Origin of the sequence: Streptomyces albus subsp. albus (genome assembly GCF_000719865.1) — a bacterium.
Classification (GTDB): domain Bacteria; phylum Actinomycetota; class Actinomycetes; order Streptomycetales; family Streptomycetaceae; genus Streptomyces; species Streptomyces albus_E.
Genome location: NZ_JOID01000056.1, coordinates 1 through 13,619 on the forward strand (window position 1 = coordinate 1; position 13,619 = coordinate 13,619).

11 protein-coding genes and 1 tRNA gene are annotated in these 13,619 nt (G+C 68.7%); 9 read left to right on the plus strand and 3 right to left on the minus strand.

What is annotated here, in order from left to right; translation table 11 throughout:
• The first annotated feature begins 90 nt into the window (after positions 1 to 90).
• The 7 genes from IF83_RS0128975 (at position 91) to IF83_RS0129005 (ending at position 9,651) form a co-directional block, all read left to right on the plus strand.
• Positions 91 to 2,451 (plus strand): FdhF/YdeP family oxidoreductase, encoded by a 2,361-nt coding sequence (locus IF83_RS0128975; protein WP_037681951.1) that lies wholly within the window; start codon positions 91 to 93, stop codon positions 2,449 to 2,451.
• A gap of 104 nt (positions 2,452 to 2,555) precedes the next feature.
• Complete coding sequence (locus IF83_RS0128980; RefSeq protein ID WP_030549272.1) at positions 2,556 to 3,017, plus strand: PaaI family thioesterase; 462 nt, start codon at positions 2,556 to 2,558, stop codon at positions 3,015 to 3,017.
• A gap of 754 nt (positions 3,018 to 3,771) precedes the next feature.
• Positions 3,772 to 5,010 carry a branched-chain amino acid ABC transporter substrate-binding protein gene (locus IF83_RS0128985; protein ID WP_030549274.1) on the plus strand — a complete coding sequence of 413 codons (1,239 nt, stop codon included), beginning with the start codon at positions 3,772 to 3,774 and terminating at the stop codon, positions 5,008 to 5,010.
• A gap of 106 nt (positions 5,011 to 5,116) precedes the next feature.
• Complete coding sequence (locus IF83_RS0128990; RefSeq protein WP_030549276.1) at positions 5,117 to 6,046, plus strand: branched-chain amino acid ABC transporter permease; 930 nt, start codon at positions 5,117 to 5,119, stop codon at positions 6,044 to 6,046.
• Between the two features lie 5 nt (positions 6,047 to 6,051).
• Complete coding sequence (locus IF83_RS0128995) at positions 6,052 to 7,956, plus strand: branched-chain amino acid ABC transporter permease (protein ID WP_078844003.1); 1,905 nt, start codon at positions 6,052 to 6,054, stop codon at positions 7,954 to 7,956.
• 4 nt (positions 7,957 to 7,960) lie between these two features.
• Positions 7,961 to 8,938 (plus strand): ABC transporter ATP-binding protein, encoded by a 978-nt coding sequence (locus IF83_RS0129000; protein WP_030549280.1) that lies wholly within the window; start codon positions 7,961 to 7,963, stop codon positions 8,936 to 8,938.
• Positions 8,935 to 9,651: an ABC transporter ATP-binding protein gene (locus IF83_RS0129005; RefSeq protein ID WP_030549281.1), complete on the plus strand. Its 717-nt coding sequence runs from the start codon at positions 8,935 to 8,937 to the stop codon at positions 9,649 to 9,651. Before IF83_RS0129000 ends, IF83_RS0129005 begins: the two co-directional genes overlap by 4 nt.
• 116 nt (positions 9,652 to 9,767) lie before the next feature.
• Here the strand turns inward: IF83_RS0129005 and IF83_RS0129010 are convergent, their stop codons facing one another.
• Complete coding sequence (locus IF83_RS0129010) at positions 9,768 to 10,430, minus strand: ANTAR domain-containing response regulator (RefSeq protein ID WP_030549282.1); 663 nt, start codon at positions 10,428 to 10,430, stop codon at positions 9,768 to 9,770.
• An 89-nt stretch (positions 10,431 to 10,519) separates the two neighbouring features.
• On the opposite strand from IF83_RS0129010, the gene IF83_RS0129015 reads away from it, so the two are divergent.
• Together IF83_RS0129015 and IF83_RS0129020 are read left to right on the plus strand one after the other, a co-directional pair.
• A tRNA-Leu gene (locus IF83_RS0129015) sits at positions 10,520 to 10,605 on the plus strand.
• A gap of 124 nt (positions 10,606 to 10,729) precedes the next feature.
• Positions 10,730 to 11,467 carry a helix-turn-helix domain-containing protein gene (locus IF83_RS0129020; RefSeq protein ID WP_394297397.1) on the plus strand — a complete coding sequence of 246 codons (738 nt, stop codon included), beginning with the start codon at positions 10,730 to 10,732 and terminating at the stop codon, positions 11,465 to 11,467.
• A gap of 65 nt (positions 11,468 to 11,532) precedes the next feature.
• Here IF83_RS0129020 and pyk read toward each other — a convergent pair whose 3' ends face one another.
• Together pyk and IF83_RS0129030 are read right to left on the minus strand one after the other, a co-directional pair.
• On the minus strand, positions 11,533 to 12,969 hold the full coding sequence (pyk, locus tag IF83_RS0129025; protein WP_030549284.1) for a pyruvate kinase: 1,437 nt from the start codon (positions 12,967 to 12,969) through the stop codon (positions 11,533 to 11,535).
• Positions 12,970 to 13,059: 90 nt separating this feature from the next.
• On the minus strand, positions 13,060 to 13,619 hold a 560-nt coding region (locus IF83_RS0129030), incomplete at its 5' end, for a GNAT family N-acetyltransferase (protein ID WP_051723520.1).

Below are 13,619 nucleotides of genomic sequence, written 5' to 3' on the forward strand. Positions count from 1 at the left end.
CCGCCGCACCGGCCCCCCTGTCCGCACCCCGTGGGAGGATCGACCGCACACACCCGCCGCCCGCGAGGGAGCCAGCCCGAGGGAGAAGCCATGGCAGGCAAGCCGCCCGCAAGCGACCCGGTCCAGGACGCGCCCGAGGTCGGACCCCCGCCCCGCGCCGCCGCCGGGCTGCCCGCCGTCGGCCGCACCCTGCGCATGGCCGGACAGCAGATGGGCGTCCGCCGCACCGCCCTCACCCTCCTCAAGGTCAACCAGAAGGACGGCTTCGACTGCCCCGGCTGCGCCTGGCCCGAGGGCGACAAGCGGCACACCGCCGAATTCTGCGAGAACGGCGCCAAGGCCGTCGCCGAGGAGGCGACGCTGCGCCGCGTCACCCCCGACTTCTTCGCCGCCCACTCCGTCGCCTCCCTCGCCGGCCGCAGCGGCTACTGGCTCGGCCAGCAGGGCAGGATCACCCAGCCGATGTACCTCCCCGAGGGCGCCACCCACTACGAACCCGTGCCCTGGGAGCGCGCGTTCGACATCATCGCCGAGGAACTGGGCGCCCTCTCCACCCCCGACGAAGCCGTCTTCTACACCTCCGGGCGCACCAGCAACGAGGCGGCGTTCCTCTACCAGCTCTTCGCCCGCGAGTTCGGCACCAACAACCTGCCCGACTGCTCCAACCTCTGCCACGAGTCCTCGGGCTCCGCGCTCACCGAGACCCTCGGCGTCGGCAAGGGCAGCGTCCTCCTCGACGACCTCCACCGGGCCGACCTCATCATCGTCGCCGGCCAGAACCCGGGCACCAACCACCCCCGCATGCTCACCGCCCTCGAACAGGCCAAGGCCGCCGGCGCCCGCATCATCACCGTCAACCCGCTGCCCGAAGCCGGCATGGAACGGTTCCGGAACCCGCAGACCGCCCGCGGCCTCGCCGGCCGCGGCACCCCCCTCACCGACCTCTTCCTGCAGATCCGCATCGGCGGCGACCAGGCCCTCTTCCGCGCCCTCAACCGGCTCCTCCTCGAAGCCGCCGACACCACCGCGGCCGGCACCCCGGCCGGCGCCCCCCGCACCGGCCCCGCCCCCGTCGACGACGCCTTCATCCGCGAACACACCCACGGCTACGAAGAGTTCGCCGCCACCGCACGCTCCGCCGACTGGGACGACATCCTGCGCGCCACCGGCCTCGACCGCGCCGCCATCGACGCCGCGCTGCGGATGGTCCTCGACGCCCGGAGCATCATCGTCTGCTGGGCCATGGGCCTCACCCAGCACAAGCACTCCGTCCCCACCATCCGCGAAATCGTCAACTTCCTGCTGCTGCGCGGCAACATCGGCCGCCCCGGCGCCGGCGTCTGCCCCGTCCGCGGCCACAGCAACGTCCAGGGCGACCGCACCATGGGCATCTTCGAACGCCCCGCCCCCGCCTTCCTCGACGCCCTGGAAAAGGAATTCGGCTTCACACCCCCGCGCCACCACGGCTACGACGTCGTCCGCTCCATCCGCGCCCTCCGCGACGGCACCGCCAAGGTCTTCTTCGCCATGGGCGGCAACTTCGTCTCCGCCTCACCCGACACCGACGTCACCGAAGCCGCGATGCGCCGCGCCCGGCTCACCGTCCACGTCTCCACCAAACTCAACCGCTCGCACGTCGTCACCGGCGCCCGGGCCCTGATCCTCCCCACCCTCGGCCGCACCGAACGCGACCACCAGGCGAGCGGCGAACAGTTCGTCACCGTCGAGGACTCCATGGGCATGGTGCACGCCTCCCGCGGCCGCCTCGAACCCGCGAGCCCCCACCTGCTCTCCGAACCCGCCATCGTCTGCCGCCTCGCCCGCCGCGTCCTCGGCACCCGCAGCCGCACACCCTGGGAAGACTTCGAACAGGACTACCGGCTCATCCGCGACCGGATCTCCCGCGTCGTCCCCGGCTTCGAGGACTTCGAAGCCAAGGTCTCCCGGCCCGGCGGCTTCACCCTGCCGCACGCCCCGCGCGACAACCGCCGCTTCCCCACCGCCACCGGCAAGGCCAACTTCACCGCCGCCCCCCTCACCCACCCCCGCGTACCCGAGGGCCGGCTGCTGCTGCAGACCCTCCGCTCCCACGACCAGTACAACACCACCATCTACGGACTCGACGACCGCTACCGCGGCATCAAGGGCGGCCGCCGCGTCGTCCTCGTCCACCCCGACGACGCCCGCACCCTCGGCTTCCCCGACGGCTCCTACGCCGACCTCGTCGGCGAATGGACCGACGGCACCGAACGCCGCGCCCCCGGCTTCCGCGTGGTCCACTACCCCACCGCCCGCGGCTGCGCCGCCGCCTACTACCCCGAGACGAACGTCCTCGTCCCCCTCGACGCCACCGCCGACACCAGCAACACCCCCGCCAGCAAATCCGTCGTCATCCGCCTCGAACCCACCCCGCCGGCCGGAGAACGCGACGGCCACCCCGCCCGCCCGTGATCCCCGGCACAGCGCCCACCCGGCAGTCCTGATAGGACGGTGCACACCACACCGGCCGGAGAAACCCCCTGGCCGGGCCCCTCAGAGAACCGGAGCCGCGCCCCATGGGTGAGCAGAGCAAGATCACCTTCCCCCAGGAGATCCTGGACGAGTACGCCGGCCTCGGCATCGACCTCACCACCCTGTTCTCCGCCGGGCACCTCGGCGCGCGCATGGGCCTGGAGATCCGCGAAGCCTCCCCCGAGCGAGTCGTCGGCACCCTCCCCGTCGAGGGCAACACCCAGCCCTACGGCCTGCTGCACGGCGGCGCCTCCGCCGTCCTCGCCGAAACCCTGGGCTCCATCGGCGCCATGCTCCACGGCGGCACCCGCAAACTCGCCGTCGGCGTCGACCTCAACTGCACCCACCACCGGGGCGTCCGCTCCGGCATCGTCACCGGCGTCGCCACCCCCGTCCACCGCGGCCGCACCACCGCGACCTACGAGACCGTCATCACCGACGAGGACGGCAAGAGGGTCTGCAGCGCCCGGCTCACCTGCCTGCTCAAGGGCGCCCCCGCCAGCTGACGCCGGCCCTCCGGCCGGCGCGAACCATCCGCCCCGCCGGCCCGCGCCATCCCCCTCCCGCTCCGCCCGTCCCCGGCCGTCCCCACCGGCCGGGGACGACGGCACCCGGCCCGCCCCCGCGCCGCGGCGACCGTCCGTCCCCTTCCCGCCCGGACACCGGGCCGGCCGCGCCGCCACCGCGCGCCACGCCCCGGCGCCCGCCGCCAGCCGCCAGCCGCCAGCCGCCGCACCGATTTTCGGCGCAGGCACCGGTTCCGCCACCCCCGCCCCTCCCGCGGCCCTCCGGTCCCCCGGTCCTCCACAGACCGTGTCCGAAACGTCCGGTCCACTCACCCAGTCGTAACACTGCGTAACGTTCGAGCCGTACGGTTCCCCGCCGGACCGCGACCACCCCACACCACCGGCCCCTCCTCCCGACCGCGTGCACGATATGCGGACTCCTCACCGCCACCCGGCCCGTCAATCCACCGGCCGAACTGCGGAATCACCGCCTCCGCGCCGTCCGCTGCCCGAGCGGCCCCCCACCGGCAGCCCGCACACCCCCCACACCGACCCCCGAAGACACACCGGGCATAACAAGAGAGTCACATCCTCTCCAGCCCTCTGCCCGGCCGTAGCTCATCCCCATATATTCACCGCCAGTTACCGCGCCGCCGGGTGCGACACCGCAATGCCCACCAAGCGCACTGCCCCCGCCCGGCAACGCACACGGCCCACTCAGGCGAGAAGGCCGCGCCAGGGGAAAGGACAGAACGTGCGTCAACGTTCCTTGATCATCATCACCACCGCGGTCACCGCGGGGGCACTCACACTCACGGCCTGCGGCTCACGCGACGACAGCGCGGGAGGCGGGAACGACGGCAACACCACCGTCGTCATCGGCGTCGACGCCCCGCTCTCCGGCAAGCTCTCCGCCCTCGGCCAGGGCATCAAGAACTCCGCCGAACTCGCCACCAAGATCGCCAACAAGAACAAAGAAGTCGACGGCGTCACCTTCAAGATCCTCGCCCTCGACGACGTAGCCCAGCCCGGCACCGGCCAGCAGAACGCCAACCGCATCATCGACAACAAGCAGGCCATCGCCTCCATCGGCCCGCTGAACTCCAACGTCGCCCCGCCCATGCAGAAGGCGTTCGACAACGCCGACATGGCCCTCATATCCCCCGCCAACACCGCCCCCGAACTCACCCAGGGCAAGGACTGGCGCAGCGGCAAGAAGGTCCGCCCCTTCAAGACCTACTTCCGCACCTCCACCACCGACGCCGTACAGGGCCCCTACGCCGCCCAGTACATGTACGAAGAGAAGAAGCTCAAGAAGGTCTTCGTCATCGACGACAAGAAGACCTACGGAGCCGGCCTCGCGGGCACCTTCAAGGACGAATTCGTCAAGCTCGGCGGCAAGGTCGTCGGCACCGACCACGTCAACCCCGAAGACACCGACTTCTCCGCCATCGCCACCAAGGTCAGCAACTCCGACGCCGACTTCGTCTACTACGGCGGCGAATACCCGGCCGGCGCCCCCCTCTCCGACCAGATCAAGAAGGCCGGAGCCAAGATCCCCGTCGTCGGCGGCGACGCCCTCTTCAGCGGCGAATACATCAAGCTCGCCAAGAAGAACGCCGAAGGCGACTTCGCCAGCTCCGTCGGCGCCCCCCTCGAAACCCTCGACACCGCCAAAGCCTTCATGAAGGACTACGAGGCCGCCGGCTACGACCTGCCCTACGAGGCCTACGGCGGCTACGCCTACGACAGCGTCTGGGCCATCATCCAGGCCGTCAAGGCCGTCGCCGAGAACAACGACGGCAAGCTCCCCGAAGACATGAACAAGGCCCGCAGCGAAGTCGTCAAGGCCGTCCAGGACGTCTCCTTCGAAGGCGTCAGCGGCGCCGTCGCCTTCGACGAATACGGCGACACCACCAACAAGCAGCTCTCCCTCTACCAGGTCAAGGACGGCGAGCACACCGTCGTCAAGACCGGCGAATACCAGGGCTGATCCCCCCGGGCACACCCGCCCACCCGAAGCTCCACTACAGCTGCGCGGGGGCGCCACCAGCGCCCCCGCGCAGCCGTATCCACCACCCATACTCGGAGGCCCAGCGGTGCACGATCTGCCGCAGCAGCTTGCCAACGGCCTGATCCTCGGTGCGATGTACGGCTTGATCGCCATCGGGTACACCATGGTCTACGGCATAGTCCAGCTCATCAACTTCGCCCACGGCGAGATCTTCATGATCGGCGGATTCGGAGCCCTCACCGCCTGGCTCCTCCTCCCCGACGGAACCTCCATCGCCCTGGCCCTGCCGCTCATGCTCCTCATGGGCATGCTGGCCTCCGTCCTCGTCGGAGTCGGAGCGGAACGGTTCGCCTACCGCCCGCTGCGCGGCGGACCCCGCCTCGCCCCCCTCATCACCGCCATCGGCCTCTCCATCGCCCTCCAGCAGGCGATCTGGGCCTTCTACCCCGACGCCAAGAAAGCCCGCCCCTTCCCCCAGTTCGACGGCGGCCCCATCGACCTCGGAGCCTTCTCCGTCCAGCGCGGCGAACTCTTCCTCATCGCCGCCGCCCCCATCTGCATGATCACCCTGGCGCTCTTCGTCGCCAAGTCCCGCACCGGCCGCGCCATGCAGGCCACCTCGCAGGACCCCGACACCGCCAAACTCATGGGCATCAACACCGACCGCATCATCGTCACCGCCTTCGCCATCGGCGCCGCCTTCGCCGCCATCGCCGCCATCGCCCACGGCCTCAAATACGGCCAGGTCGAATTCAAAATGGGCTTCATCGCCGGACTCAAAGCCTTCACCGCCGCCGTCCTCGGCGGCATCGGCAACATCTACGGCGCCATGATCGGCGGACTCGTCCTCGGCCTCTCCGAAGCCATGGCCACCGCCTACATCGAATTCATCCCCGGCATGGAACTCTTCGGCGGCGGCGCCTGGAAGGACGTCTGGGCCTTCGTCCTCCTCATCCTCGTCCTGCTGCTACGGCCACAAGGCCTGCTCGGCGAACGCGTCGCGGACAGGGCGTGAACACCATGACCACAACGCACACCACCCCCAAGACCACCGCCCCGGCCACCACCCCGGGCACCCTCCCCCTCCCCGCCGGCGCCGCCCGCATCGGCACCGCCGCCGGAGCCGCCCTCACCCTCGCCAGCACCTTCCTCGCCTGGACCTGGACCGCCGCCTTCCCCGGCAACCTCACCGTCACCGGCTACCCCGGCGGCCTCCAAGTCCTCACCCTCACCGGCTCCCTCCTCACCCTCCTCTTCCTCCTCTCCGGACACGGCATCCGCGGCCTCCGCTGGCTCACCCCCGGCGGCACCAACAGCCCCGTCCTCCTCCTCGCCCTCGGCACCCTCGCCACCACCTGGTACGCCATCGCCGCCATCACCGTCACCCTCGGCGGCCTCGTCAACCTCGAACCCGGCGGCTGGCTCGCCGCCCTCGCCTCCCTCCTCACCGCCGCAGCAGCCCTCGGCCTCCCCGCCGACACCCCCACCGGCCCCGAGGGACCCGCCGCAACCCCCCTCCAGCGGCTCCGCCACACCATGAAGGCACCGGCACCCGGCCGCGCCAAGGACCTCCCCTCCTGGGCCGAGATCCTCCTCATCGCCGCCGCCTTCGCCGTCCTCCTCTACGTCTTCACCTACGGCATCGCCACCGAATACGGCGAACTCTTCATCGGCTTCCTCCTCCTCACCGGCCTCGCCGTACCCGCCCTCTCCAAAGCCGGCCTCATCCGCCGCGTCAGCCGACTCACCGCACGCCACCGCAACATCTCCATCGCCGCCGCCTTCGTCGCCGCCGCCGCATTCCCCTTCCTCCAGAGCGACAACCAATTCACCTCCATCGCCGCGAACATCCTCATCTTCGCGACCGTCGCCCTCGGACTGAACGTCGTCGTCGGCCTCGCCGGCCTCCTCGACCTCGGCTACGTCGCCTTCCTCGGCGTCGGCGCCTACACCGCCGCACTCGTCTCCGGCTCCCCCTTCTCCAGCCTCGGCATCCAATTCCCCTTCTGGGCCGCCGTCCTCACCGGAGCCCTCGTCTCCCTCATCTTCGGCGTCCTCATCGGCGCCCCCACCCTCCGCCTCCGCGGCGACTACCTCGCCATCGTCACCCTCGGCTTCGGCGAAATCTTCCGCATCGGCATGCAAAACCTCGACGGCATCTCCGGACCCGCCGTCACCAACGGCTCCACCGGCATCCCCCAGATCCCCGACCTCGAAATCCTCGGATTCAACTTCGGCGAATCCCACAGCTTCCTCGGATTCGACTTCACCCGGTCGGCCAACTACTTCTGGCTGATGCTGCTCGTCACCGTCATCGTCGTCTCCGTCTTCCGCCGCTCCGACGCCTCCCGCATCGGCCGCGCCTGGGTCGCCATCCGCGAAGACGAAACCGCCGCCCGCGCCATGGGCATCAACGCCTTCCGCTTCAAACTCATCGCCTTCGCCCTCGGCGCCACCCTCGCCGGACTCGCCGGCACCGTCCAGGCACACGCCGTCTCCTCCATCGACCCCGAACAGTACAAATTCGTCGAAGCCGTACCCCCCAACTCCGCCTTCCTCCTCGCCGCCGTCATCCTCGGCGGCATGGGAACCGTCGGCGGACCCCTCATCGGCGCCGCGCTCCTCTTCCTCATCCCGGCCAAACTCCAGTTCATCGGCGAATACCAGCTCCTCTTCTTCGGCCTCGCACTCGTCCTCCTCATGCGCTTCCGCCCCGAGGGCCTCGTCGCCGACCGCAGAAAACAACTGGAATTCCACGAGACCGGACAACTCGACGTGCCCGACGCGACCGTCCTGACGGACACCAACGGCAACGGCAACGGCAACGGAGACGGCACCGGTACGGAAACCGGCACCCGCAACACCACCAACGGCAACGGCACCCCACCCGGCGGCACCGCCGGCCTCGGCAAGGCGGAGGCCTGACGACATGACCACCGACACCACCACACCCGCCGCCCCCACCCCCGGCGCGGCCCCCACGAGCCCCGTGCTCGAAGCCACCGGCGTCACCATGCGCTTCGGCGGCCTCACCGCCGTCGACAACGTCGCCCTCACCGTCAACAGCGGCGAGATCGTCGGCCTCATCGGCCCCAACGGCGCCGGCAAAACCACCTTCTTCAACTGCCTCACCGGCCTCTACATCCCCACCGAGGGAACCGTCGCCTACAAGGGCAAAGTCCTCCCCCACCGCTCCCACCTCGTCACCCAGGCCGGCATCGCCCGCACCTTCCAGAACATCCGGCTCTTCCCCAACATGACCGTCCTGGAGAACGTCCTCGTCGGCCGCCACACCCGCACCAAAGAAGGACTCTTCTCCGCCCTCATCCGCGGCCCCCGCTTCAAGAAAGCGGAACGCGAATCCGAAGCCCGGGCCATGGAACTCCTCGAATTCACCGGCCTCGCCGCCAAACGAGACCACCTCGCCCGCAACCTCCCCTACGGCGAACAGCGCAAGCTCGAAATCGCCCGCGCCCTCGCCAGCGACCCCGGACTCCTCCTCCTCGACGAACCCACCGCGGGCATGAACCCCCAAGAGACGATGGCCACCCAGGAACTCGTCTTCGCCGTCCGCGACCAGGGCATCGCCGTCCTCGTCATCGAGCACGACATGCGGTTCATCTTCAACCTCTGCGACCGCGTCGCCGTCCTCGTCCAGGGCAAAAAACTCGTCGAAGGAACCCCCGCCGTCGTCCAAAGCGACGAACGCGTCGTCGCCGCCTACCTCGGCACCCCCTACGAAGGCGCCCCCGGCGCCGAAGAAGCCGCCGAAGTCGCAGCAGCCGAAGCACACGCCGGACACACCACCGCCGAAACGGAAACACCACAGGCGGAAACGGACACCCCCGGAACCAGCACCAACGACACCCCGGGCGGCACCGGCACCAAGGGAGAAGAAAAGGCATGACCGCACTGCTCGAAGTCGAGGACCTGCGGGTCGCCTACGGCAAAATCGAAGCCGTCAAAGGAATCTCCTTCAGCGTCGAAGCCGGCCAGATCGTCACCCTCATCGGCACCAACGGCGCCGGTAAAACGACGACACTGCGCACCCTCTCCGGACTGCTCAAACCCCTCAGCGGCAAGATCATGTTCGACGGCAGACCGCTCAACGGCGTCCCCGCACACAAAATCGTCGAACTCGGACTCGCCCACTCCCCCGAGGGACGCCACATCTTCCCCCGGCTCACCATCGCGGAAAACCTCCAACTCGGAGCCTTCCTCCGCCGCGACACCGCCGGCATCGCCCAAGACATCGAACGCGCCTACGAGCGCTTCCCCATCCTCGGCGAACGCCGCAAACAACCCGCCGGCACCCTCTCCGGCGGCGAACAGCAAATGCTCGCCATGGGCCGCGCCCTCATGTCCCAGCCCAAACTGCTCATGCTGGACGAACCCTCCATGGGCCTCTCCCCCATCATGATGCAGAAGATCATGGAAACCATCAGCGAACTCAAGGAACAGGGCACCACCATCCTGCTCGTCGAACAAAACGCGCAGGCCGCCCTCTCCCTCGCCGACCAGGGCCACGTCATGGAAATCGGCAAGATCGTCCTCTCCGGCACCGGACAGGACCTCCTCGTCGACGAATCCGTCCGCAAGGCCTACCTCGGCGAAGACTGACCCACCACCCCCCACACCCGCACCACACACAGAAGGGGCCCGCAGCCGAACCGGCCGCGGGCCCCTTCACCGTCCACATCTCCCCGCACGGCCAACAGCCGCACGGGGAGCAACACTCAACCCTGCTGCTCCTGTTGCTGCTGCTGCCGCTTCTCCTCGGCGTCCTCGATGATCGCCTCCGCCACCTGCTGCATCGACAACCGCCGGTCCATCGACGTCTTCTGAATCCACCGGAACGCCGCCGGCTCCGACAACCCGTACTGCGTCTGCAGCACACTCTTCGCCCGGTCCACCAGCTTCCGCGTCTCCAGACGCTGCGTGAGATCCGCGACCTCCGACTCCAGCGCCTTCAACTGCGTGAACCGCGACACCGCCATCTCGATCGCCGGCACCACATCACTCTTGCTGAACGGCTTCACCAGATACGCCATCGCCCCGGCATCCCGCGCCCGCTCCACCAGCTCCCGCTGCGAGAACGCCGTCAGCATCAACACCGGCGCGATACTCTCCGCCGCGATCTGCTCCGCCGCCGAGATCCCGTCCAGCACCGGCATCTTCACATCGAGAATGACCAGATCCGGCCGGTGCTCACGGGCCAGCTCCACGGCCTTCTCGCCGTCCCCGGCCTCTCCCACGACCGAGTAGCCCTCTTCCTCCAGCATCTCTTTGAGATCCAGACGGATCAGAGCCTCGTCCTCGGCGATGACCACACGGGTGGTGGTCGGCGGGACGTGCGACTGCTCGTCGGCAACGGGCTGCTCGGGCTCGGCGGCGCTCACGGGTCTCCTCGTTCCAGGCAGGTAGTGCTCCCTGAGCCTACCTGTGGGACGTCGTCCGGTCCCACAGGGTAAGCTGTCCGTGCTGTCCGGCCGGGTTGGTGGAATGGTAGACACGGAGGCCTCAAAAGCCTTTGCCTGAAAGGGCGTGCGGGTTCGAGTCCCGCACCCGGCACCACATTTAAGCGGAATTCACCATTCGCGTGAAAAAACTCCCGTTCCACTCTTCCGGCGAAGGAAGGTGCGACGCTGGGTGAGTGAGCAAATACGCATCATCGGTCAGGCAAGAAGCTGTCGATCTCATGCGGAGCGGCGTGCCCAACCACGTCGTGGCAAAGAAACTCGGCGCCCCTCTCGGAACGGTCAGCTGGTGGCGGCACGAGGACCGCAAAAAGCGCGGCGAGCCCTCCCCGCAAAGAACATCCGACTGCCCTCGCTGCACAGGGGAACCCGTCGATCACGAGGCCTACTCGTACCTGTTGGGCCTCTACCTTGGCGACGGGCACATCGTCTCCAGGAAAAAGCAGCACCATTTGTCAATCTTCTGTACCGCGTCCTGGACAGGGCTCGTTGATGAAGCCGAGAAGGCTATGCGAGACGTCATGGCGCACCCCCGAGTGCGGCGCCGTTACAGAAACGGCTGTGTGGAAGTGAAGTCGTTCACGAAGCACTGGGTCTGCCTTTTCCCGCAGCACGGGCCGGGAAAGAAGCACGAGCGCGCCATCGCCCTCGAAGCATGGCAGCAAGAGATCGTCGACGCCCACCCCTGGGAATTTCTGTGCGGTCTGGTGCATTCCGATGGCTGCCGGGTCACCAACTGGACGACCAAAGTCGTCCGCGGTGAGCGGAAGCGGTATGAATATCCCCGGTATTTCTTCACCAACACATCCGACGACATCCGGCAGCTCTACACGGACACCCTCGACCGGCTCGGGATCACCTGGACGCACTGCACCCGGGGTGGCAAGCCGTTCAACATCTCCGTCGCGCGGCGGGCTGATGTGGCGCTCATGGACGAGCACATCGGGCCCAAGCACTGAGCCCGTTCCCGGCCGGGCGCCGCGTCGCGCCGCGTCTGCGCGGGGCGCGTCGGCGCCGGGCAGCGTCACGCCGTGGCGGCGGCGTCCTCGCCGGTGCGGTGGACGCGGACCAGATTCGTCGTGCCGGGGACGCCGGGCGGGGAGCCGGCGGTGATGACGACGATGTCGCCTTCCCGGCAGCGGCCGATGCGCCGGAGTTCCGCGTCGACCTGGGCGATCATCTCGTCCGTCGAGCCGGCCTTGGGGGTGAGGAAGGTTTCGACGCCCCAGGTGAGGCTGAGTTGGGCGCGGGTGGCGGGGTCGGGGGTGAAGGCGAGCAGGGGGATGGGTGAGCGGTAGCGGGAGAGGCGGCGTGCGGTGTCGCCGGATTGGGTGCAGGCGACGAGGTGGGTGGCGTCGAGGAAGTCGCCGAGTTCGGCGGCGGCGCGGGCGACGGAGCCGGCCTGGGTGCGGGGTTTGTGGGTGGTGACGAGGGGTGGGAGGCCTTGGGCGAGGAGGTTTTCCTCGGCGGCTTGGACGATGCGGGACATGGTGCGGACGGTTTGGGCGGGGTGTTTGCCGACGCTGGTTTCGCCGGAGAGCATGACGGCGTCGGTGCCGTCCATGACGGCGTTGGCGACGTCGCTGGCTTCGGCGCGGGTGGGGCGGGATGCGTCGACCATGGAGTCGAGCATTTGGGTGGCGACGATGACGGGTTTGGCGTTGCGTCGGGTGAGTTTGACGGCGCGTTTTTGGACCATGGGGACGGTTTCGAGGGGCATTTCGACGCCGAGGTCGCCGCGGGCGATCATGATGCCGTCGAAGGCGGCGACGATTTCTTCGAGGTTGTGGACGGCCTGGGGTTTTTCGATTTTGGCGATGACGGGGATGCGGCGGCCTTCTTCTTTCATGACGCGGTGGACGTCGTCGGCGTCGTGGGCGTTGCGGACGAAGGAGAGGGCGATCATGTCGGCGCCGGTGCGGAGGGCCCAGCGGAGGTCTTCGATGTCTTTGGTGGAGAGGGCGGGGACGGAGACGGCGACGCCGGGGAGGTTGATTCCTTTGTGGTCGGAGATGAGGCCGCCTTCGATGACGATGGTGTGGACGCGGGGTCCTTCGACGTTGGTGACTTCGAGGGTGACGCGGCCGTCGTCGATGAGGATGCGTTCGCCGCGGCTGACGTCGGCGGCGAGTCCGGTGTAGGTGGTGGAGGCGGTGTGCTGGTCGCCGGGGATGTCGTCGGTGGTGATGGTGAATTCGTCGCCGCGTTCGAGGAGGACGGGGCCTTCGCGGAAGCGGCCGAGGCGGATTTTGGGGCCTTGGAGGTCTGCGAGGATTCCGACGCTGCGTCCGGTTTCGTCGGCTGCTTTGCGGATGTGGTGGTAGCGGTTTTCGTGTTCGGCGTGGGTGCCGTGGCTGAGGTTGAGGCGGGCGACGTTCATTCCGGCGTCGATGAGGGCTTTGATCTGGTCGTATGAGTCTGTGGCGGGGCCCAGTGTGCAGACGATTTTCGCTCGGCGCATGGGGTCGACCTTATGACGTACCGGTGGGTAGCTGATTTGGCTTGTGGTGACCGCTGGTCAAGCTTTCGGTGAAGGCCTGCTGACCATTCGTTAAAAGTGCGGGGTGCTGCTCCGATGAGCGTTTCGCGGTCTGTCGTGGGTGGCTTCGGAGTTGTTGTGCGGGGTGTCGGCGGGGCGTTCCCGGATCATGAGGACGGCTGTTTTGTCCGGGAGGTGGAGTTCGCCGGCGGGGTGGTATCCGGCGCGCTGGAAGGCGTGGAGGGAGCGGGTGTTGCGGGTGTCGGGTTCGGCGATGGCGCGGGTGGCTCGGGGGTCGGTGGTGAGTTGGTGGTCGGAGACGGCGCGGATGAGGTGGGGGCCGAGGCCGCGGCCGCGGTAGTGGGGTGGGCCGAGGAGGAGGTGGAGTCCGGCGTCGTGGGGTTTCGCGGGGTAGTGGTGGGCGAGGGGGTCGAGGTCGGCGCGGTAGAGCTCCCAGTAGCTCATGGGGGTGTTGTCGAGGTGGCCGATGTAGGGGGTGGAGTGGCTGCCGGGGGCGAGGAGTTGTTCGAGGTGGGCTCGGACGGTGGGGAGGTTTTGGTGGAGTTCGGGCCAGTGGGGGGCGGTGTCGGGGTCGTGTCCCCAGGTGTGGAGGAGGGGGGTGTGGGTGTGGG

What these genes read in the sequence shown, in the direction of transcription:
- IF83_RS0129020 (WP_394297397.1), top strand. Translation starts at nt 10,730, where the DNA reads ATGCGGAGCGGCGTGCCCAACCACGTCGTGGCAAAGAAACTCGGCGCC.
- IF83_RS0128980 (WP_030549272.1), top strand. Translation starts at nt 2,556, where the DNA reads ATGGGTGAGCAGAGCAAGATCACCTTCCCCCAGGAGATCCTGGACGAG.
- IF83_RS0129005 (WP_030549281.1), top strand. Translation starts at nt 8,935, where the DNA reads ATGACCGCACTGCTCGAAGTCGAGGACCTGCGGGTCGCCTACGGCAAA.
- IF83_RS0129000 (WP_030549280.1), top strand. Translation starts at nt 7,961, where the DNA reads ATGACCACCGACACCACCACACCCGCCGCCCCCACCCCCGGCGCGGCC.
- pyk (WP_030549284.1), bottom strand. Translation starts at nt 12,969, where the DNA reads ATGCGCCGAGCGAAAATCGTCTGCACACTGGGCCCCGCCACAGACTCA.
- IF83_RS0128975 (WP_037681951.1), top strand. Translation starts at nt 91, where the DNA reads ATGGCAGGCAAGCCGCCCGCAAGCGACCCGGTCCAGGACGCGCCCGAG.
- IF83_RS0128995 (WP_078844003.1), top strand. Translation starts at nt 6,052, where the DNA reads ATGACCACAACGCACACCACCCCCAAGACCACCGCCCCGGCCACCACC.